The 21,169-nt window shown below is 63.0% G+C and carries 18 protein-coding genes and 3 pseudogenes; 7 read left to right on the top strand and 14 right to left on the bottom strand.

Annotated features, from left to right (window positions below; genetic code table 11):
* Positions 1-34 precede the first annotated feature (34 nt).
* Positions 35-670: a class I SAM-dependent methyltransferase gene (locus tag HU773_RS01940; protein ID WP_186625075.1), complete on the top strand. Its 636-nt coding sequence runs from the start codon at positions 35-37 to the stop codon at positions 668-670.
* Positions 671-1,063: 393 nt separating this feature from the next.
* Here HU773_RS01940 and HU773_RS01935 read toward each other — a convergent pair whose 3' ends face one another.
* From HU773_RS01935 to HU773_RS01920, 4 genes are all read right to left on the bottom strand, one after another.
* Positions 1,064-3,301, bottom strand: coding sequence for a glycoside hydrolase (locus HU773_RS01935; RefSeq protein WP_186625073.1), 2,238 nt, complete (start codon positions 3,299-3,301; stop codon positions 1,064-1,066).
* Positions 3,302-3,560: 259 nt separating this feature from the next.
* Complete coding sequence (locus HU773_RS01930; RefSeq protein ID WP_186625071.1) at positions 3,561-6,611, bottom strand: efflux RND transporter permease subunit; 3,051 nt, start codon at positions 6,609-6,611, stop codon at positions 3,561-3,563.
* Positions 6,608-7,678, bottom strand: coding sequence for an efflux RND transporter periplasmic adaptor subunit (locus HU773_RS01925; RefSeq protein ID WP_169990527.1), 1,071 nt, complete (start codon positions 7,676-7,678; stop codon positions 6,608-6,610). The genes HU773_RS01930 and HU773_RS01925 overlap by 4 nt, the downstream gene beginning before the upstream one ends.
* Complete coding sequence (locus HU773_RS01920) at positions 7,675-8,778, bottom strand: efflux RND transporter periplasmic adaptor subunit (RefSeq protein WP_057957980.1); 1,104 nt, start codon at positions 8,776-8,778, stop codon at positions 7,675-7,677. The genes HU773_RS01925 and HU773_RS01920 overlap by 4 nt, the downstream gene beginning before the upstream one ends.
* Before the next feature lie 152 nt (positions 8,779-8,930).
* Here HU773_RS01920 and HU773_RS01915 point away from each other — a divergent pair, with 152 nt between their 5' ends.
* Positions 8,931-10,091: an AAA family ATPase gene (locus HU773_RS01915; protein ID WP_186625069.1), complete on the top strand. Its 1,161-nt coding sequence runs from the start codon at positions 8,931-8,933 to the stop codon at positions 10,089-10,091.
* 21 nt (positions 10,092-10,112) lie between these two features.
* Here the strand turns inward: HU773_RS01915 and HU773_RS01910 are convergent.
* From HU773_RS01910 to HU773_RS01880, 7 genes and pseudogenes are all read right to left on the bottom strand, one after another.
* Positions 10,113-10,544: pseudogene (locus HU773_RS01910) on the bottom strand (ABC transporter permease subunit); the annotation flags it as partial.
* A pseudogene (locus HU773_RS01905) lies at positions 10,525-10,950 on the bottom strand (ABC transporter permease subunit). The pseudogenes HU773_RS01905 and HU773_RS01910, both read right to left, overlap by 20 nt.
* Before the next feature lie 527 nt (positions 10,951-11,477).
* Entirely contained in the window at positions 11,478-12,260 is a 783-nt protein-coding gene (locus tag HU773_RS01900) for a MetQ/NlpA family ABC transporter substrate-binding protein (RefSeq protein WP_057437018.1), read from the bottom strand.
* 149 nt (positions 12,261-12,409) lie between these two features.
* On the bottom strand, positions 12,410-13,336 hold the full coding sequence (locus HU773_RS01895) for a sigma 54-interacting transcriptional regulator (protein WP_057437016.1): 927 nt from the start codon (positions 13,334-13,336) through the stop codon (positions 12,410-12,412).
* Between the two features lie 50 nt (positions 13,337-13,386).
* On the bottom strand, positions 13,387-13,968 hold the full coding sequence (locus tag HU773_RS01890; protein WP_032856553.1) for an alpha/beta hydrolase: 582 nt from the start codon (positions 13,966-13,968) through the stop codon (positions 13,387-13,389).
* A gap of 102 nt (positions 13,969-14,070) precedes the next feature.
* Positions 14,071-14,250 (bottom strand): hypothetical protein, encoded by a 180-nt coding sequence (locus tag HU773_RS01885; RefSeq protein WP_057957977.1) that lies wholly within the window; start codon positions 14,248-14,250, stop codon positions 14,071-14,073.
* A gap of 66 nt (positions 14,251-14,316) precedes the next feature.
* Positions 14,317-15,168: a LysR family transcriptional regulator gene (locus HU773_RS01880; RefSeq protein ID WP_186625067.1), complete on the bottom strand. Its 852-nt coding sequence runs from the start codon at positions 15,166-15,168 to the stop codon at positions 14,317-14,319.
* A 154-nt stretch (positions 15,169-15,322) separates the two neighbouring features.
* Here HU773_RS01880 and HU773_RS01875 point away from each other — a divergent pair, with 154 nt between their 5' ends.
* The 4 genes and pseudogenes from HU773_RS01875 to HU773_RS01860 all read left to right on the top strand — a co-directional run.
* Entirely contained in the window at positions 15,323-15,937 is a 615-nt protein-coding gene (locus HU773_RS01875; RefSeq protein ID WP_225923862.1) for an ankyrin repeat domain-containing protein, read from the top strand.
* Positions 15,934-16,401 carry a nucleoside deaminase gene (locus HU773_RS01870; RefSeq protein WP_128593630.1) on the top strand — a complete coding sequence of 156 codons (468 nt, stop codon included), beginning with the start codon at positions 15,934-15,936 and terminating at the stop codon, positions 16,399-16,401. Before HU773_RS01875 ends, HU773_RS01870 begins: the two co-directional genes overlap by 4 nt.
* Positions 16,388-17,560, top strand: a complete 1,173-nt coding sequence (locus HU773_RS01865; RefSeq protein WP_057957974.1) for a CynX/NimT family MFS transporter — start codon at positions 16,388-16,390, stop codon at positions 17,558-17,560. The genes HU773_RS01870 and HU773_RS01865 overlap by 14 nt, the downstream gene beginning before the upstream one ends.
* A gap of 17 nt (positions 17,561-17,577) precedes the next feature.
* A pseudogene (locus tag HU773_RS01860) lies at positions 17,578-17,750 on the top strand (arylsulfatase); the annotation flags it as partial.
* A gap of 131 nt (positions 17,751-17,881) precedes the next feature.
* Here the strand turns inward: HU773_RS01860 and HU773_RS01855 are convergent.
* A complete protein-coding gene (locus HU773_RS01855; RefSeq protein ID WP_057957973.1) occupies positions 17,882-18,568 on the bottom strand; it encodes a Crp/Fnr family transcriptional regulator in 687 nt (228 codons plus the stop codon).
* 83 nt (positions 18,569-18,651) lie between these two features.
* On the opposite strand from HU773_RS01855, the gene HU773_RS01850 reads away from it, so the two are divergent.
* A complete protein-coding gene (locus HU773_RS01850) occupies positions 18,652-19,176 on the top strand; it encodes an Mpo1 family 2-hydroxy fatty acid dioxygenase (protein ID WP_057957972.1) in 525 nt (174 codons plus the stop codon).
* A gap of 125 nt (positions 19,177-19,301) precedes the next feature.
* Here HU773_RS01850 and HU773_RS01845 read toward each other — a convergent pair whose 3' ends face one another.
* Both HU773_RS01845 and cysW read right to left on the bottom strand, forming a co-directional pair.
* Positions 19,302-20,282 carry a sulfate/molybdate ABC transporter ATP-binding protein gene (locus tag HU773_RS01845; protein WP_169990531.1) on the bottom strand — a complete coding sequence of 327 codons (981 nt, stop codon included), beginning with the start codon at positions 20,280-20,282 and terminating at the stop codon, positions 19,302-19,304.
* A 3-nt stretch (positions 20,283-20,285) separates the two neighbouring features.
* Positions 20,286-21,158, bottom strand: a complete 873-nt coding sequence (gene cysW, locus HU773_RS01840; RefSeq protein ID WP_029299486.1) for a sulfate ABC transporter permease subunit CysW — start codon at positions 21,156-21,158, stop codon at positions 20,286-20,288.
* Positions 21,159-21,169: the final 11 nt, after the last annotated feature.

The following is a 21,169-nucleotide window of genomic DNA, read 5'->3' as shown; positions in this document are numbered from 1 at the left end:
GTCGGCACCTCTCTTTGCCCTGGTGCCGACTGCCATGAAACTCGCCCCCGACGACCTCGACCAGATCACCTCTACCACCCTGGGTCACTACAACCAGGTGGCCGAAGATTTTCGCGAAGGTACCCGCGACCATGATGTGAGCCAGAACATCGACGCGTTGCTGCGGCATATCCAGGCGCAGGCGCCGTTTACCGTGCTGGACTTCGGCTGCGGACCGGGGCGGGATTTGCAGACCTTCACCCGGCTTGGGCATATCGCCGTAGGCCTGGATGGCGCCGAGCGTTTCGCGCAGATGGCGCGCCAGGACAGCGGCTGTGAAGTACTGCACCAGGACTTCCTCAAACTGGATCTGCCGGCCGCGCGCTTCGACGGAATTTTTGCCAATGCGGTGCTGTTTCATATCCCCAAGCAGGAACTGCCGCGCATTCTCCAGCAACTGCAGGCTGCGCTGAAACCGGGTGGGGTGTTGTTCAGCTCCAACCCCAGGGGGAAAAACCAGGAGGGCTGGAACGGCCCGCGTTATGGCTCGTATCACGACCTTGCGGCCTGGCAGGCGCTGCTGACCACCGCAGGGTTTGTGGAGTTGGAACACTACTATCGCCCGGCAGGACTGCCGCGCGAGCAGCAGCCTTGGTTGGCCAGTGTGTGGCGTAAGGTAGGGGCTGTCTGAGCGGACGCTATCGCAGCGATGCGGCGACCCGACAAGCCAGCTCCCACATTGTTTTGTGGCGTGTCCAGAATTCCCTGCCTGGTCGAGCTCCCCCTGTGGGAGCGGGCTTGCCCGCGATGGCGGTAGTACAGGCACTATCTTTGGTGGCTGACATACCGTCATCGCAGGCAAGCCAGCTCCCACATTGGTTTGTGGTGTGTCCAGAATTCCCTGCCTGGTCGAGCCCCCCCTGTGGGAGCGGGCTTGCCCGCGATGGCGGTAGTACAGGCACTATCTTTGGTGGCTGACATACCGTCATCGCAGGCAAGCCAGCTCCCACATTGGTTTGTGGCGTGTCCAGAATTCCCTGCCGGGTCGAGCTCCCCTGTGGGAGCGGGCTTGCCCGCGATGGCCTCAAGGGCGCTGCTGAGCCACCTGATACACCACCGGACTTTCACCCACCACCCACGCCGTCACACTCTGCCCCGCATACCCGTCCCTCTCCTCCTGCGCAAAGTTGGCCACCAACCGTGTGCCATCGGCAAACGTGGTCTGCTGCACCAGCCGGTCGTTGCTCAGCCAGCGAAAATCCGTCATTGCCTGGGTCGCCAGACGCTCATGCAACGGCCGGAAGAACCCATCCTGACGCTGGATCATCGGCAAGCGCTGCTTCAAGGTAGCGGCGCTCAGATGATAGAGCGGCGGCACGTTGTACAGCAGTTGGGCCAGCTCGTTTTCCGCCTGCACATTGCTCAGCTTCAGGCTGTCGAACAACCAGTGATGGCTGGTAATGACCGAACCATGGAACACCGCCTGATACAGCGGCAGGCGCATCGCCGGGGCAAAGTACACGCTGCGCAGCGGCTCTTTGAGCGGCACGCGTTTGAAGAACACCGCCGGTTCCTCCGGTGGATACCAGGCCCCCACGTAGTACGGTGATTGCTTGTCCTGGGTCATCTCACGATCACCCCAGCCCATGACCGGGGTTTGCATGCCATGGGCGAACAACACGCCGCGAGCGGTGGTGGCGTTGCCATCTTCGGAACCCACCGGTAACTGGAGGTGGCTGGCGATCCAGCGGGCGGCGTCGATGTTGCCTTGGGCGTTCTGCGCCTGGGTCATGCCCAGCACCGAGCGATAGCTGTCAAACAGCATGCCGGTGGCGTAGGCGTCGAGGAACCAGGCATTGAACCCGGCCTTGGCCTGCACCGCCGTCACCCGCGCCTCCAGCAATGGGCGGACGCAGCGCGGGTCGGTGTAGTGCCCGGACTTCTGGAAGCCGGTCTTGAGCTGGCCGTTCTTCAACATGATCGCGCAGTCGCGATAGGCGCGGCTGCCCAGGTGCGCGGTGGTCCAGTCGGGGTTTTCGCTGGCTGCCAGGGCAGTTTCATAGGAGTCGTAAGGCGCCATCAAGTACCCGGCCGCGACCCCGTCACGCACCGCCTCCGGGTGCCAGAGCCCGCCCTCCCAGCCTTCGCCCAGGGTCAGCAGCAGGCGTGGCAGGCCACTCTCCTGCAGGGTCTTGATCGTCGTCGCGGATAACGTGCTGCCCCAGGTTTCGGGGTTGGCACGCAAGGCACCGGCAAACGCCAGTGCCAGTTGCTGGCGCAGTGCGCCGTAGCCTTGGGCAAGCGCGGGCATGTCGGGCTCGGTCGTGGCTTGCCAGCCCTGGCGCGCCTTTTTGTTGAGCGCCGCGTTGAGCCCTCTGAGCAACACAGCTTGCTGGTAGCGATCCAGAAACGGCTGGGGGGCTTGCACCACCTGTGCCGCCTCCGAGTCCAGCAGGTCATTGAGTTGTGCGCCCAAGCCATCGGGTGCACGCAGTACGGTGCGTAACTGCTCCCAATCGCGCACATCGCCCAGGCCCAGCAGGTCATTGCCCCACAGGTAGACGTGGCTGGCACCCAATAGCTTTTCGCCGGCCGGCAGGCGTTGCAGTTTGTCGGCCAACGGCTCGTAGAGCCCCTGTTCCACCAGCCATTGGCGGTAGCGCTTGGCACCGGCCAGCAAATCGGCCTCGCCCAGGTTCAGGCGCAGGGTCATGGGCGCGGTGGGGTCCAGGGCGGTGAATTCATGATGCAACGACAAGCCCAGGCGCGGGCCCTCGGCCTGCCACTGCAAACGGTTGTTGTAGGGGTTGGTCAGCAGCCAGTTGAGGGTGAAGCTTGCGTGATCGACGCCCCATAACGGCAGGCTCAGGTCCTGGGTGCTGTTGACATCCCCCTGCTCCAGCAAAAAGCGCTGCCAGAGGCTGTTGCCGGCTGGCACGTAATGCCCCTCGGCGAGCGGCCAGATCAGGCCCTTGCCCATGGCGCTGGCCGGCTGGCGGACGATCTCCAGCTCGCCGGCCTCGCGGGCGGTGATGGTCAGGATCAGGTCACGCTGGTCCAGGGTGGCGTTCAGCCGATAGGCACCGTTGTCCCATTGCCAGTTGGCGTGTTGAGTGGACTGTTGCAACTGGCTGACCTTATGGGTAGCCACACCGCTGGAGGCCTGCACCGGCTCGCCGCCGGAAGGGGTCACGCGCACGGCCAGGTTCGCCGGGTCGAGCTCGATGCGCCATTGGGGGTTTTCCAGAACGGTGCCGGCAACGGCCAGTGGCGACAGCAGCAGCACGCAGATGCACAAGGCTCGGCGCAGGTTAAGGGTCATGACGTGGGCCTTCACAGGAGCGAAAGCCCGAGGGTAAAACAGTTCGTTGACCGGAACTAATCCAATACACATTTAGAGAGTTTTCCCACTGCCTACCCCTGTGGCGAGGGGGCTTGCCCCCGTTGGGCTGCGCAGCGGCCCCTGTAAGATCCACCGGGTTGTATCAGACACACTGAGGTGGCCGGTTTTGGGGCTGCTTTGCAGCCCAACGGGGGCAAGCCCCCTCGCCACAGTAGTGATGCCCAACAGCGTGTTTGCCTTATGGCGCGGCCTCAGGCTCGCGGATTTTGTACCAGGCCACATACAACGCCGGCAAAAACAGCAGCGTCAGCAGGGTGGCGATGATGATCCCGCCAATCATCGCGTAGGCCATCGGCCCCCAGAACACTTCCCGGGCGATGGGGATCATGCCCAGGCTGGCCGCCGCCGCCGTCAGCAGGATCGGCCGGCGCCGGTGCTCGGTGGCCTGCACCACCGCGTCCCATGGCGTGTAGCCTTCCTGTTCATAGGCGTCGATCTGGGTCACCAGGATCACCGAGTTGCGAATGATGATGCCGATCAGCGCGAGGATCCCCAGGATCGCCACAAAGCCCATGGGCGTACCCGTGGGAATCAGCGCCAGGACCACGCCAATCAGACCCAGCGGGGCCACGCTGGCCACCAGGAACATCTTCTGCACGCTGTGCAACTGAATCATCAGGAAGGTCGCCATCAAGAACAGCATCAACGGCACCACGCTGGCAATCGGGCCCTGGGCCTTGCCGCTTTCCTCCACGGTACCGCCGGTAGCGACCGTGTAGCCCACCGGCAAACCGGCGCTGAATTTCTCGATTTCCGGCTTGAGCTGCTTGACCAGATCGGTCGGCTGCATCTCGTCGCGCACGGCGGCCTTGATGGTGATGGTCGGCTTGCGATCGCGACGCCACACCAGCGGCTGCTCCAACTCGTAACGCACGGTGGCAAAGGCCAGCAGCGGGATCGAGGTGCCGCTGGGCGTGACGATCTGCAGGTTCTGCAAGGTTTCCGGAGTGCCGCGCTCGGCGTCTTCGGCACGGCCCACCACGTTGATCAGGTAGATATCGTCGTGCACCTGGGTCACCGCCGAGCCGCTGACCACGCTGTTCATCAACTGCGCCACGTCTTCGGACGACAGCCCGAGCTGGCGCGCCTTGTCCTGGGCAATATCGATCCGCAGCACTTTGCCCGGCTCGTTCCAGTCATAGATGATCTCGCCCAGGTGGCTGTTTTTATCCAGCAACGTCGCCAGTTCGATGGCGTGTTTACGCACCTGGTCGATGTCCTTGCCCGACACCCGATACTGGATCGGCCGCCCGACCGGCGGGCCCATTTCCAGGGGTTGGACAAAGCTGCCGACGCCCACGAAATCATCGCGCAAGCGCTGTTGCAGGCGCTCGATCAACGCGCCGCGCTCCTCCAGGCCCTTGCTGACGATCACCAACTGCGCGTAGTACGGGTTCTCCAGTTGCTGGTCCAGGGGCAGGTAGAAGCGGATCGCGCCCTGGCCGATGTAGGTGCTCCAGCGCGCGATATCCGGGTCGTCCTTGATGATCGCTTCCAGCCGGTCCACGACCTTGCGCGTTTCATTGATCGAGGCGTTTTGCGGCAGGTTGAGGTCGACGAGGATCTCCGGGCGATCCGACGACGGGAAAAACTGGTTCTGCACAAACTGCATGGAAAACACCGACGCCGCAAACAGCAGCACCGTCAGGCCAATCGCCCACCAGCGATTGCGCATGGCCCACAGCATGCCGGCGTTGAACACCCGCCCGACCCGCCCCGGCTCGTCACTGTGGGGTTTGACCTTGGTGCTGAGGATATGCACGCCGATCACCGGCGCAAACAACACGGCCACCACCCACGACACCAGCATCGCCACGGCAATCACCGCAAACAGGGTAAAGGTGTACTCACCCGCCGAGCTGGCGTTAAGGCCAATCGGTACAAAGCCGGCCACGGTCACCAGGGTGCCGGTGAGCATCGGGAACGCGGTGGAGGTGTAGGCGAAGGTCGCGGCCTGCTCCAGGGTCTCGCCCTTTTCCAGGCGCGTGATCATCATTTCCACAGTGATCATCGCGTCATCCACCAGCAAACCGAGGGCGATGATCAACGCACCCAGCGACACCCGCTGCATGGTGATGCCGCTGTACTCCATAAAGACAAATACCAGCGCCAGCACCAGCGGGATCGAGCACGCCACCACCAGCCCGGCGCGCAGGCCGAGACTGATAAAGCTCACCACCAGCACGATGATCACCGCTTCGAACAGCGCACTGGTGAAGCCACCGACGGCCTCTTCCACCACCTCGGCCTGGTCCGACACCTTATGCACGCCGATGCCCACCGGCAGGTCGGCAGTCAGCTCATCCATACGCTGGTGGAGCGCCTTGCCGAATTCCTGGATATTGCCGCCCTTCTGCATGGCGATGGCCAGGCCGATGGCTTGCTGGCCATTGAAACGAAACATCGGCCGCGCCGGATCCACATAACCACGGCTGATATCCGCGATATCCGCCAGGCGATAAAAGCGGTCATTGAGCCGCAGGTTGACGTCGGCCAGATCCTTCTCCGAGGCAAATTGCCCGGAGGTACGCACCGAAATCCGCTCCGGCCCGGCCTCGATCACCCCGGCCGGGGTGACCGCGTTCTGCGATTGCAGGCTCTGCACCACTTGCCGTTGGTCAATCCCCAGGGCGGCGAGTTTGCGCGTGGAAAAATTCAGGTAAATCACTTCGTCCTGCTGGCCGATCATCTCGACCTTGCCCAACCCCGGCACCGCCCGGATCTCGGCGCGCACCTGTTCGACGTAGTCGCGCAGTTGGCGCATCGACATGCCATCGGCGGTAAAGGCATACACCGAGCCAAATACATCGCCGAACTCGTCGTTGAACGACGGCCCCTGCAAGCCCTGGGGGAAGGTGCCGCGAATGTCGTCGACCTTCTTGCGCACCTGGTACCAGATCTCGGGGATCGCCTTGGCGCTGGTGGTGTCTTTGAGGAACACGAAAACCGTGGACTCACCGGGCCGGGTGTAGCTTTTCACGTAATCCAGCGAGTCCAGCTCTTCGAGCTTTTTCTCGATGCGGTCGGTGACCTGCTTGAGGGTTTCTTCCTGGGTTGCGCCCGGCCAGCGGGTCTGGATCACCATGGTCTTGATGGTGAAGGACGGATCTTCCTCGCGCCCCAGGTTCATGTAGGAAAACACGCCCATCAGCAGCGCAACGAACATCAGGTACCAGACGAAGGACTGATGCTTGAGCGCCCAGTCGGATAAGTTGAAGCTCCCTTTCATCGTGGGCTGTCCTCGTCGGTTTTGACTTTTTGTCCGGGCTTGAGGCTGTTGACGCCGGCGCTGACCACACGCTCGCCAGGCTGCACCCCACCGCTGAGCACAACACTGCTGGCATCACGGCTGACCAGGGTCACGTCACGGGGCTGCACGGTCTGCTGCTGCAGATCCATGACCCAGATGCGGGTCTTGCCCTCGACGTCCTGCACTGCGCTGGCGGGCAGTTCGATACGTGGGGCGATGGCCGAGCTCAAGGTCACACTGATCGCCGTGCCCAACCGGAACGCCGGGGGCGTCTGGGCCAGGGTCAGGCGCGCGCGACGGGTGCGGGTGGCGCTTTGTGCCTGGGGCTCGATCTCGCGCACGGTGGCGGTGGTGTTGATGCCGGGCTCCAACTGGCTGGCCACCAGAAACACCACATCGGGCGGCAAGCGCTCGGCCAGGCCAGCCGGCAGGTCGATCACCGCTTCCTTGATATCCGGGCGGGCCAGGGTCACTACTTGCTGGCCGGCGCTGACCACCTGGCCGGCTTCGGCATTCCAGGCGGTCACGATGCCGCCGTGGTCGGTGCGCAGTTCGGCGTAGTTGAGCTGATCCCTGGCCTGGGCCACCGACGCCTTGGCCTGGTCGAGAGAGGCCTGGGTGGTTTTCAGGTCGGTCTGGGCAATGTCCAGTTGCGCCTGGGCGCCGACGCCACGGTTGAACAGTTCCTGCTGGCGGCGTGCATTGGCCTGGGCATTGATAAATTGCGCCTGGACCCGCGCCAGGTCGCCCTGGGCGGCGCGCAACTGGTTCTGCTGGTCGGTGGGGTCAAGCACCGCCAGCAAGGCGCCTTTGCTCACTTCGGCGCCCACATCCACCGCGCGCCGGGCAATGCGACCGGGCACTCGGAAGCCCAGGTTGCTTTCGTAGCGTGCCTGGATCGTGCCGGCGAAGCGCCCGAGGTTTTCCTGGTCTTCAGCTTTCACCTCGACCCAGAGCACTGGCCTTATTGGCTCCGGCGCCGGCTCTTCCTTGGAACAGGCGATCAGCAACAGGCTGCTGGCGAGGATCAGCGTCAGGCGCTTCATGGCTGCACTCCGCTGGCCTGGGCCTGGTCCGGCGCCTGGGCGATCTCCACCAACATGCCTGGGTGCAGCAATTGCCCGCCGGCCACCACGACTTTTTCGCCGCCTTTGAGGCCATCGCTGATGATCACTTTGCCGGTCAGGTAGCGCGCGACAGTGACCTTGTGCAATTGCGCCTTGCCGTCACCGTCCACCAGCCACACGGCAGGCTCGCTGAGGTCTTTGGTCAGTGCCGCCCAGGGCAGCTCGACGCTGGGTTTGGCTTGCCCGTTGGCAGTGGCACTGACGACCGACCCCAGTTGCATGCCCTTGGGCAAGGCATCCAGGGCGATCTTTACTTGCACCGTGCCGCTGTTGGCGGCGACGGCCGGGGTCACTTCACGCACCCGGCCCACGGCCTTGATGCTCGGGTTGTCCAGCAGGCTGACAGTGATTGGTACATCCGGTACAGGCTCCGCCAGCAGCGATTCGTACACGTTGAACACCGCATCGCGCTCGCCATCACGGGCCAGGCTGAAAATCGGCACGGTGGCCTGCACCACCTGGCCGACTTCGGCCTGCCGTGCGGTAATCACCCCTGGCGCTTCGGCGATCAACGCCGTATAGCCCAGTTGCTCACGTGCGTTGGCCAACTGCGCCTGCGCGGCCGCCAGGGCACTTTGGCTGCTGCGCAATGCAGCCTGGGCGGCGTCGTATTCGCTGCGGCTGGTGTAGCCCTTGGGCAGGAGTTTTTCCTGGCGCACAAAGGCCGCGGCCGTCTGTTTGACCCGTGCCTGTTCCGCCACCACCTGGGCCTGGGCGGAATCGACATTGGTCTGCAAATCCTTGGGATCGAGCTTGGCCAGCACTTGCCGGGCTGTCACGCGGTCGCCGACATCGACCATGCGCTGGATAATTTTGCCGCCGACGCGGAACGACAAATCGGTCTGCACCCGCGCCTGGATATCCCCGGTTAGGGTCACTGCGGCGGCGAAATCGGTCGGCTGCACCGTTTGCACAAACACCCTGGAATGGGCCTTGGGTTCAGGTTTTTCCTGGCCACAGCCGCTCAGCAATGCCAGCAGGGCAAGGCCACAAATAACTGTTGAGGTGGGACCGCCCATGCAGACTCCTTTCGCGTAATACTGACGTGCCAGTGTGTATGCGACTGTGAGCTTAGTTCAGGGTTCCACCTTCATCTGAGTGATTTACAGGCCTGCGATGATGCGGTTCTACGCGATAAGATGTTGGTCCATGCCGGCGCGGAACGCCCTCAATGCTCAAGACCTTAGCGGTAGCCAATTACCGCTCGATCAATAAATTGGTGGTACCGCTGGATCGGCTGAACCTGATCACCGGCCCCAATGGCAGCGGCAAGTCCAACCTGTACCGCGCCTTGCGCCTGCTGGCAGAAACCGCCCAGGGCGGCGTGATCAATGCGCTGGCCCGTGAAGGGGGCCTGGATTCGACGTTCTGGGCCGGCCCCGAAAACGTCAGCCGGCGCATGCTCAATGGCGAAATCCCGGTACAAGGCAGCGTGGCCCAAGGCGCCAAGCGCTTGCGCCTGGGCTTTGCCGGGGAGGATTTCAGCTACGCGATTTCCCTGGGCTTGCCAGTACCCAGCTCGTCGTATTTTTCCCTCGACCCCGAGATCAAGAAGGAATGCATCTGGGCCGGTCACGTCTATCGCCCGGCCAGCCTGCTGGTGCAGCGCTCCGGGGCGATGGTGCGCGCCCGAGACGGGCAGGCCTGGGATGTGCTGGCCCAGCACACGCCGAACTACCACAGCCTGTTCGACCAGGTCGGCAGCCTGCGCGGCTCGCCGGAAGTGCTGATGCTGCGCGAAAGCATTCGTGGCTGGCGCTTCTACGATCACTTTCGCAGCGACGCCGATGCACCTGTGCGCCAGCCGCAACTGGGTACGCGCACGCCGGTGCTGCATCACGATGGCCGCGACCTCGCGGCCGCGTTGCAGACCATCCGCGAAATCGGCAATCCCGAGGCATTGCAGCAGGCGGTGAGTGATGCGTTTCCCGGCGCACGCCTGCATATCGAGCCGTTGCAGGGCGGACGTTTTACCATTGAGTTTTATCAGGAAGGCTTGCTGCGGCCACTATCGGCGGCAGAGTTATCGGACGGCACCTTGCGTTACCTGCTGCTGATCGCCGCCCTGCTGACGCCACGCCCGCCGACGATGATGGTGCTCAACGAACCGGAAACCAGCCTGCACCCGGACCTGTTGCCGGCCTTGGCGCGCCTGATTATCCAGGCATCAAGGCACTGCCAGGTGTGGGTGGTGTCCCATGCCAGCCGCTTGATTGCGGCGTTGCAGCAGGATGAGGGATGCAATTCGATTGTGCTGGAGAAGGTGCTGGGGCAGACGCAGATTGTGGGGCAGCGGGTGTTGGATGAGCCGGCCTGGCATTGGCCGAGTTAGGCGGTGCCTGCACCGGCCTCAGATCAATACCGACTCATAGGTGCGCTCGATGATTTGCTGGCCGACCTTGATCACATCCACCACGCCGATCAGCACCGCCAGGGAACTGGTCTTGATGATCCGCGTGTAGACGTTGATGGTTGGCGGCGTCATGCGCTTGAGCGCCTGGGGCAGCAGCACGTAGCCATAGAGTTGCGGCGCCGACAAGCCAATCGGCAGGCCAAAAAACAGCAGATACAGCCACACCAGCACCGGAATCGCGCGGAACAATTCCAGGTAAATGCGCAGCAGCAGGTTGATCGCGCGCGCATTCAAAGTGCGCAGCACCCCATACACCACCCCGCCAATCGTGCTGAAGGCGATGCTCAAAAACGAAATCGACAGGGTTTGCGCAGCGCCCTTGCCCAGTTGCGGCAACGACACCCACAACAACTCAAGACCCGAACTGGCCATGCTGGAGCCTCCTTTCCAGACGGCTGAGCAGCAGCGACAGCGGCAAGAACAGCAGCACGCAAATCAGCGTGAGCACGGCGAGCATTTCGTAAGTCTTGTAGTAGAGGGCGATGTAGCTTTTGGTGGTCTAGAGAATCACTGGCGCCGCCACTGCCGAAACCACTGTGGTTTCCTTGAGCAAAAAAATGAAATTGGCGAACAGCGCCGGCAGGCTGAGGATCCCGGCCTGGGGCAGGATCACATGGCGCAGCAACTGCCAGTCGGACAGGCCGATGGACTTGCCCGACTCGATCAGCGCCACCAGCAGCGAGGTGCCAATGGCGATCAAGCCCACTTGCAGGGTTACCCCCACGGCCTTGAGAAACGCCGGCAGGGTGCTGAGGATAAACGCGTAGTCTAAGGTCATTTCAAGTCCTGGGCGCCGCAGGGGTAATGCGGCGTAAACGCAGTCCGGTTCGACGCGGTAACGTCGGCAGAAGCTGACTTTAAAGGTATAAAAACCAAAATTTAAATACCGAAATAGCATATTGATATCACCCAAAAAGCTAACCTGCGGATTCGCCGGGATGGCAGGTGACAGCTATTGTTCTGGGGGATGTAGGAAGGGTCTTTTTTCAGCGCTGAACCACAAGGAAGGACAGCGCATGGCCAGACTGAGGGCCATTTAACCAGCGAGGGAATGACAGATGAACGAGGCGAAACCGATTGATCCGCAGGACTTGGTGAAGTGGCTGGTGGCGCTGCGGCGGGCGATCAACCGCCGGGATTAACAGGCATAACACCAACCCAATGTGGGAGCAGGCTTGTGTGGGAGCTGGCTTGCCTGCGATGCAGACACCTCGGTTTATCAGTATTACCGAGGTGATGCTATCGCAGGCAAGCCAGCTCCCACACAAGCTCAGCTCCCACATTTCTTGAAGGGGGTTTGGCAAATCAGAACGCTGGCAAGACCGCGCCGCTGTATTTCTTCTCGATGAAGGCTTTGACTTCAGGGCTGGTCAGGGCCTTGGACAGTTTCTGGATCGCGGCGCTGTCCTTGTTGTCTGGACGAGCCACCAGATAGTTCACGTACGGCGAGTCGGCGCCTTCAATGATCAGTGCATCCTTGGCTGGGTTCAGGCCGGCTTCCAGGGCGTAGTTGGTGTTGATCATGTCCAGGTCAACCTGGTCCAGGACGCGCGGCAGCAGGGCCGATTCCAGCTCCTTGAACTTCAGGTTCTTCGGGTTGCTGGCGATATCCTTTGGCGTGGACAGGGCGTTTTTCGGGTCCTTGAGGGTAATCAGGCCGGCCTTTTGCAGCAGCAACAGGGCGCGACCGCTGTTGGAGCCTTCGTTGGGAATGGCCACGGTGGCGCCGTCTTTCAGGTCTTCAAGCTTGGTGACTTTCTTCGAGTAGCCGCCAAACGGTTCTACGTGCACGCCAATCACGGTGACCAGGTTGGTGCCTTTACCCTTGTTGAAGTTTTCCAGGTACGGCAGGGTCTGGAAGTAGTTGGCGTCCAGGCGCTTCTCGGCCACTTGCACGTTCGGTTGCACGTAGTCGGTGAAGACTTTGATTTCCAGGTCCACGCCTTCTTTGGCCAGGGTCGGCTTGATCAGCTCAAGGATCTCGGCGTGCGGCACCGGGGTGGCCGCGATCACCAGTTTTTCGTTGGCTTGAGCGATACCGGCAGTCAGGGCAGCCGCCAGGGCGGTGAACAACAGAACCTTTTTCATGCAGTGTCCTTAATCGAAAATCCGGGACGTCGGTGACGGCCACTTCTTATGGGGGTGCCAGCGATGTGCTATCGCGGCGTGGAATGGACAATACCGATATTTTTTATTCCCGAACAATACCTTTTATTCACGTTGATATTCCATTTTGTTCATACAGAGCCCAAGCCCCGAAACAGACGCGTCAACGCTGCGCGCTCGACTTCGCTGCCGCTGCTCAGGATCTGTCGCACCTGATGCTCAATCTGCGCCACCGACGCCACCGGCAGGTTCAGATGCTCCGGCAGGATCTCATCGCCACTGCTGACCAGCAGCGCAAAGTGGATCACGTTCTCCAGCTCCCGCGTATTGCCCGGCCAGCTGTGTTGCTCCAGCAGCCGCTGCGCGTCCTCACTGATTAGCGGCACCGGCAAGTCCAGGCGCTGGCTGTAGATGCCCAGGAAGTACTCGGCCAGGGACAGGATGTCGCCTACGCGCTCGCGCAGCGCCGGCAGCTCCAGTTGGCCTTCGCTGAGGTAATGGAATAGGCGCTCGTGGAACTTGCCGACGGCCACGGCCTGGGCCAGGTCGATGCTGGTGGCGGCGACCAGGCGCACATCCACCGGGCTCGGTTGATGCGCCCCTACGCGGGTGACTTCGTGGTTTTCCAGGGCGGCGAGCAGCTTGATCTGGATCGGCAGCGGCAAGTCGCCGATCTCATCGAGGTACAAGGTGCCGCCGTTGGCCGAGCCGAACCAACCGGCCCGGCTGCTGGCCGCGCCGCTGTGGCTGCCGGCGGCATAGCCGAACAGTTCGGCATCGGCATAAGTCGGGCTGATCGCACCGCAGTTGACCGACACAAACAAGCCGCTGCGGTCACTGCCGCGATGGACATGGCGCGCCAGCAGCTCTTTACCGCTGCCGGTTTCGCCGCGAATCAGTACGGGCAAGGCACGCGGGGCCAGGCTTTCGAGGTCTTCGCGCAGTTGCCGGGAACGGGGGTCGACAAATACCAGCGCCTTGGCGCGGATGCTCAAGGGGCTTTTTTCGGCGTCGGGGAAGGTCAGCAACGGCTGGCCGAAGGTTTCATGCAGGCTCATGGCAGGCTCCCGCCCCGTTTCCATTCAAGGGACGGGGCGTTGAAAAGGTATTAGGCGCGGCGTCGGGAGTGATGCTCCAGACGGTTTTGCAGGCGATAGAGGTAGGCGAAACCCTGCTCCCAGCGCTGGTGGCCGGACTTCACGTTGATATGCCCGGCACCTGCGAGAATCCCGGCTTCAGCCCCCCAGTTACGCGCCAGCTCCAGGGCCCGAGGGGCGCTGACCGCACTGTCGTTGTCGGAGCTGACGACCTGGCTGGGAAACGGCAACAGGTCACGGGGAATCGGTGCAAAGTTGCGCAACGCCGGCGCACACGCCGGGCGCTCGACATCTGCCGGGGCCACCAGCAAGGCCCCACGCACCTGGCGCAGGAACTGCAACGGCGCGCTGGCCGCCCAGTGCGCCACCGTGATGCAACCCAGGCTGTGGGCGATAAGAATCACCGGGGTACTGTCGGCCGCAATGGCTTCGGCCAGGGCCGCCACCCAGTCTTCACGGCGCGGGGTCAACCAGTCGGCCTGCTCCACGCGGGCGCTGTTGGGCAGGCTGTTCTGCCAATGGGTTTGCCAATGATCTTCTGGCGATCCCTGCCAGCCCGGCACGATCAGGTAACGGATCAACTCGCTGTGCATGGGTGTGCCCTCCTGCAGCGTTTAACGTTGCTGACCAGTATAGGGACGGGGCATATATTCGTTAAGGAATAAGAAGCTATTTATTAATAACCAAAAACACAGTCACTTCAATAAAGCCGGGGTCTTCAGGTACGCGGCGTTGGCTGAAGACCCCGGCGCCGGCAGGGAAAAACCGAGGCTCATCGGTGGAACTTCCGGCGGCACAATCGGCAGTACCGGCACCGGTTTCTGGCTGACCCAGTAGATCACCGCGCCATGCAGCGCCAGCGTCAACAGGCCCACTAAAATGCGTTCACGGCGACTTCAGGATGCTTTACGCGCCTGCAAAATATTCCTCAAAGGCATGCCTCAGCGCGGGTTGGCCTCGCATAAATCCCACAATTGCCGCTGCAGGCTCTGCCCCGCCGCCCCCATCCCATTGCGCCCATACAACGCCAGCCGCACGCCCTGCACCGCAGGCAAACCACTGTCGGCGCCGAGCACCACATGCCCGGCCTGCACCACTCGCTCAGGCAGCAGGCTGATGCCCAGCCCCGCCGCCACCGCCGAACACACACCGGCCAGGCTCGCGCTGGAATAGCCAATGCGCCAGCGCCAGCCACCGACCTCCAGATGCTGGAGCATTTCATTGCGGTACAGACCGCCCACCGGGAACGCCACCAAGGGCAATGGGTCGCGGCCCAGGGCCGGCATGTGGCGACTGTCGACCCAGCACAACGGCTCCGGCCAGGAGGCCAGGCAGTCGTCGCTGTCGCCCATCTGCTTGACCAGCAACACATCGAACTCACCGCCGCGATACTGGCGCAGCAGCGCCGGCCCCAGGCCGCTGGTGACCTCCAGGCGCACCCGTGGATAGGCCACGACAAACGCCGAGAGCAACGGCATCAGGCGCTCGGCGGCAAAATCTTCGGGCACGCCCAGGCGCAGCACGCCGTCGCTCTGCTGGTTGATCAGCACATCGGCGGCTTCTTCGTTGAGTGCCAGGATGCGCCGTGCATAGGCCAGCAAACGCTCGCCCTCGACCGTCGCCACCACCCGGCGCTGATCGCGGTCGAGCAAGCGGCAGCCGACACTGTCTTCCAGGCGGCGCAATTGCTGGCTGACCGTGGATTGGGTGAGGTGCAGGCGTTCGGCGGCGCGGGTGAAATTCGCACAATCGACAACGGCGACAAAACTGCGCAACAGCACGGGGTCGAACATGGGCACCACCATCTCATTTGCCACTGGTTGGCATGGTTATATTTAATTTCAGAATACCCCAGGCGGTGGCCATACTTCGCGTTCATTGCACTGAAGCGAGGTTCCCATGGCATGGCCCATTCCTTTCAAAACCGCCGTGCTGGCGCTGGGGTTGATGGTGGCGAGTAGCGCCATGGCGGCCGATAAAGATCTGCTCGACGCCGTGCGCGGCGGGCAGTTGGCACAGGTCGAACAGTTGCTGGCCAAGGGCGTTGACCTTGATGTCCGCGCCATTGATGGCAGCACCCCGCTGTTGCTGGCCACCCAGGCCAATCGCATCGACATCGCCCGCGCCCTGATCGAAGCCGGGGCTGATGTGAACCGCAAGAACCTGATGCAAGACAGCCCCTACCTGCTGGCCGGCGCCAGCGGCCACGATCAGATCCTGGCCATGACCCTGGCCCATGGCGCCGATCTCAAGAGCACCAATCGCTACGGTGGCACCGCCCTCATTCCTGCCTGTGAGCGCGGGCACGTGCAAACCGTGCGCCTGCTGATCGACGCTGGAGTCGACGTCAACCACGTCAACCGCCTGGGCTGGACCGGCCTGATGGAAGCCATCGTGCTCTCGGACGGCGGGCCGCCGCATCAGCAAATCGTCGCCATGCTGATCGCTGCCGGCGCCGACGTGAACCTGCCCGACCGCGACGGCGTCAGCCCACTGCAACAGGCGCAAAAACGTGGTCAGGTCGCCATCGCCCAACGCCTGCAAGCAGCCGGTGCGCAATGAGTTCACAGAGCGATCAAGCCTGGCTGCAGCGCGCCGTGGCCCTGGCGCAGGACAACGTGGCCCAGGGTGGACGGCCGTTTGGCGCCGTCCTGGTCAAGGACGGCGCAGTGCTGGTGGAAGCGGTCAACCAGATCCACCTCGACCAGGACCCCACCGCCCATGCCGAGATGCTCGCCATGCGCCGCGCCAGCCAACAGCTCGGTACGCGCCTTGAAGGCTGTGTGATCTACGCCAGCGGCCAGCCGTGCCCGATGTGCCTGGGCGCGATGTACCTGTGCGGCGTGTCCCGCGTGGTGTTTGCCGCGAGCAATGAAATGGCGGCACCTTTTGGCCTGTCGACCGCAGCGATTTACCAACAGATGAGCCTGCCATTGACCGCCCAGCAACTGCCCGTCGAGCACCTGCCTGTGCCGGCCATGCAAGCCCTTTACCGCCAATGGAAGACCCTGCATGCCCCTGAATAAATCCCTCGCCGGCTGGGGCCTGCTGGTCGTGCTGGGCCTCAACCTGCGGCCGATCCTCAGCTCTATCAGCCCGTTGCTCGGGGAAATCCGCCTGGCCACCGGCCTGAGTTTCCAGAGCAGTGCCCTGCTCACCAGCCTGCCGGTGGTGTGCATGGGTTTGGTGGCGCTGGTGGGCATCCGCGTCGAAGCGCAGTTGGGCGAGCGGCGCGGGATTGCCCTGGGCTTGATGATGATCCTGCTGGCGTGCCTGGCGCGCTGGCTGCTGGGCCAGGCACCGGCGCTGCTGGCCACGGCCTTGCTGGGCGGGGCCGGGGTGGCGCTGATCCAGGCGCTGGTGCCGGCGATGATCAAGCGCCAGTTCCACCACCGGGTGCCGCTGGCGATGGGGGTGTATTCGGCCTCGTTGATGGGGGGCGGTGGCTTGGCGGCGCTGCTCAGCCCGCTGGTGGCCAGCCATTTCCAGCACTGGCAGGCCGGCCTCGGCATCTGGCTGCTGCCGGCGCTCGGCGCGTTGCTGCTGTGGGCATGGCTGCCGTTGGGCGCGGCGAAAAACCTGCAGGCGACGGCGCCGCTCAAGGGCCTGCGCAATTGCCGTGCCTGGTTGCTGGCGCTGTATTTCGGCCTGGTGAATTGCGGGTACATGAGCATGGTGGCGTGGCTGCCGGCGTACTACCAGCAACTGGGTTGGGGCGTGCTGCCCAGCGGCTCGCTGCTGGCGTTCATGACGATTTTCCAGGTGATCGCCGCGCTGTTGATGCCGGCGCTGGCGCAACGCGGTATCGACCGCAGGCCCTTGCTGACCATCAGCCTGCTGGCCCAGACCGTGGGCTACCTCGGCCTGCTGCTGGCGCCGCTGCAATACCCGCACCTGTGGGTGGCGCTGATCGGCTTCGGCCTGGGGGCGTGCTTTGCCCTGAGCCTGCTGTTGACCCTGGACCATCGCCGCGACCCACGGGAAGCCGGGCAACTGGCGGCATTCGTGCAGGGCGTGGGTTTTCTGATCAATGCTGTGTCGCCATGGATGACCGGTTGGCTGCGCGAACTCACCGGCAGTTTTGTCAGCGCCTGGGTGGTGCTGGCCGTGACGGTGATCGCGATGCTGGTGGTGACCCGGGTCTTCAGCCCGGCCACCTACCGCAGCGCCACCGTCCCTGGCTAGAAGTCGTAGCGCGCCAGGTGCACGATGAACACACCGTCACCGGTTGGGAGCTGTTCGGGCGCCGGGCGATTCGCCAGGGGCAGTGGAAGGCGGTGTACATCCCCGGGCCCTTGGGGCCGGCGACCTGGCAGTTGTATGACTTGGGCAGGGATCCTGGGAGATCCATGATCTGGCGTCGAGCCAGCCGGGCTTAGGTTATTTAGTGCCTGGGAGGGCCCTTTCGCGAGCAAGCCCGCTCCCACATTTGACCGAGTACATTGTTTGGAATGTGGTCGGTTGTGGGAGCGGGCTTGCTCGCGAAAGGGCCGCTACAGGCACTGCCTACCCCTGCGCCATCTCCCGCAACCGCTGGGCATCGAGTATCTCAATCTCCCCATACCCCAACCGCACAACGCCCTGCTCTTGCAACGCCTTGAGCAGCGCATTGGTGGTCTGGCGCGACACACCCAGCATCGCCGCCAAATCCTCCTGCGCCAATTGCACCACACGCCGCGAGCCGTCGATCTCGCCATAACCCTCGGCAATCATCCACAACCGATGGGCCACCCGCACCGACGCGGGCGCAAGGCTCAACTGCTCGATATTGATAAAGGTCAGCCGCAACTTCTGGCTCATCAGCAAGGCCATGTCCCGCCAATAGGCCGGGCTTTGCGCAAGCAAGTGCAGGATCGCCGACTGCGGGACCTGCAACAGCGTGCAAGGCCCGACCGCACAAGCGTCGTGGGTGCGTGGCAGACCGTCGAACACGGCGATTTCGCCAAACCAGAAAGGCGCTTGCGCCAGGCTCAACAACGCTTCCTTGCCCTGCTCGTTCACCGCGCTGATGCGCAGGCTGCCATCGAGCACCGCATACAAGCCGCACGGTGGGTCGCCGCGCTTGAACAGCACCTGCCCCGCCGCCAGCTGCCGCACGCGGGCGTTGGCCAGCAAGCTATGCTGCAAGGGAGCAGGCAGATGGCGGTACCAGTGGCCGCTGGACAGGCGCCCATGCCAAGACTCTGCGTCCATGAGAACTCCAAAGATTGTCGCCCAGTTGACAGTTTGTCGCAGTCCTACAGGGCATGATCAAGCATCCTACAGGAGGAATAACAATGAAAAGCCTCGTCGACCATCTGAGCCAATACGCCGCCTACCACCGCGACCCCCGCAACATCGCCAGCCACTTTATCGGCATCCCCATGATCGTGGTGGCCGTCGCCGTGCTGCTGTCACGCCCCGAATGGCAAGTGGCCGGCCTGTGGCTGTCACCGGCGGTGCTGCTGGCACTGTTTTCTGCGGGGTTCTACCTGCGCCTGGAACTGGCGCTGGGGGTGTTGATGAGCGTGCTGATGGGCCTGTCGGTGTGGGCCGGGCATGTGCTGGCGGCGCAAAGCACGCTGGTGTGGCTCAGCAGTGGTATCGGCCTGTTTGTGCTGGGCTGGGTGATCCAGTTTGTCGGCCACTACTACGAGGGGCGCAAGCCTGCGTTCGTCGATGACGTGTCCGGGCTGATCGTGGGGCCGTTGTTTGTGGTGGCGGAGCTGGCGTTTCTGCTGGGGTTGCGCCATGAGCTCAAGCGGCAGATTGAAGAGCGGGCGGGGCCGGTGCGCGCGCGTCACAAGAACGCCACGGTCTGAGAAGCACCGGTAATCCAAATGTGGGAGCGGGCTTGCTCGCGAAAGCGGTGGTTCAGTCGGTACATCCAGTGACTGACACTGCGCGTTCGCGAGCAAGCCCGCTCCCACAGATTTTTTGCAATTTTTTAAGCCTTTTGCCAGACCTTGGGCTTGAAGAACAACGTCTCGCCCCGCGCCAGCCCGGTCAGGCTGTCGTGATCCTTCACCACTTCCGCTTCGATCAGTTCGCTCTGGCCTTCGACCTTCAGCGTGACCCGCGTGGTGGCGCCCAGCGGGCGGATGTCGCGCACTTGCGCGGCATGGTGGCCTTCCAGTTCATGGCGTGACAACGACACTTCGTGGGGGCGGAACAGCAGGTGCTGGTCTGCACCCAGGTGCAGGCGGTTGGAGTCGCCGAGGAAGTGATAGACGAAATCGCTGGCCGGGTTTTCGTAGACGTCGCCCGGTGAGCCGATCTGCTCGATCACGCCCTTGTTCATCACCACGATCCGGTCGGCAACTTCCATGGCTTCTTCCTGGTCGTGGGTCACGAACACCGAGGTCAGGTTGATGTCCTCGTGCAGGCGTGCCAGCCAGCGGCGCAGCTCTTTACGGACCTTGGCGTCCAGGGCACCGAAAGGCTCGTCGAGCAGCAGTACCTTGGGCTCCACCGCCAGGGCACGGGCCAGGGCGATCCGCTGGCGCTGGCCGCCGGAGAGTTGTTCCGGGTAGCGGTCCGACAGCCAGTCCAGTTGCACCATGTTCAGCAGTTCGTGGACCTTGGCGGCGATCTGGGTTTCGTTCGGGCGCTGGTTCTTCGGCTTCATGCGCAGGCCGAAGGCGACGTTGTCGAACACGGTCATATGGCGGAACAGCGCGTAGTGCTGGAACACAAAGCCGACGTTGCGATCACGCACATCGTGGCCGGACACGTCTTCACCGTGGAACACGATGCTGCCGGCATCCGGGGTTTCCAGGCCGGCAATGATGCGCAGCAAGGTGGTCTTGCCGCAGCCGGAGGGGCCAAGCAAAGCCACCAGCTCGCCACTCTGGATATCCAGGTTGATGCTGTCCAGGGCCTTGAAGGCGTTGAAGTTCTTGCTGACGTTACGGACTTCGATCGACATGACTTATTCCTCAGCCGCACCGGCGCGCAGGCGGTTAATACGGTTCTCGCTCCACTGCTTGAGCAGCAGGATGAAGAGCGCCAGGATCAGCAACAGACTCGCCACCGCAAACGCGGCGACGTGGTTGTATTCGTTGTAGAGAATCTCGACGTGCAGCGGCAGGGTGTTGGTCACGCCGCGAATGTGCCCGGACACCACCGACACCGCGCCAAACTCACCCATCGCCCGCGCGGTACACAGCACCACGCCGTAGATCAGGCCCCACTTGATGTTGGGCACGGTGACATGCCAGAACATCTGCCAGCCATTGGCGCCCAGCAGGCGCGCAGCCTCTTCTTCCTGGGTGCCCTGCTCCTGCATCAGCGGGATCAGTTCACGGGCCACGAACGGCACGGTGACGAAGATCGTCGCCAGCACGATGCCCGGCAAGGCGAAGACGATCTGGATATCGTGATCCTGCAGCCACGGGCCGAAGAACCCCTGGGCACCGAACATCAGCACATAGACCAGACCGGCGATTACCGGCGAGACCGAGAACGGCAGGTCGATCAGGGTCACCAGCATGCTTTTGCCACGGAATGAGTACTTGCTCACGCACCAGGCCGCACTGACGCCGAATACCAGGTTGAGCGGCACCGAAATCAGCACCGCAATCACCGTCAGCTTCAAGGCCGACAGCGCGTCCGGCTCGAAGATCGCGGCGAAGAACGCGCCCAGGCCGAGCTTGAGGCCCTGGGACACCACGATAAACAGCGGCAACAGCAGAAATAAAGCGAAGATCAGCCAGCCAAGGCCGATCAGGATGCGTCGCGACACCGCACTGCCACGGCGGGCAGCGTTGGCCGAAGACGCGGCGGAAATAGACGATTGGGACATGTTCCGCGCCT

Source organism: Pseudomonas shahriarae (assembly GCF_014268455.2).
Lineage (GTDB): Bacteria > Pseudomonadota > Gammaproteobacteria > Pseudomonadales > Pseudomonadaceae > Aquipseudomonas > Aquipseudomonas shahriarae.
Note: the sequence above shows the minus strand (reverse complement) of the source record. Positions and strands in the feature narration are given on the sequence as shown.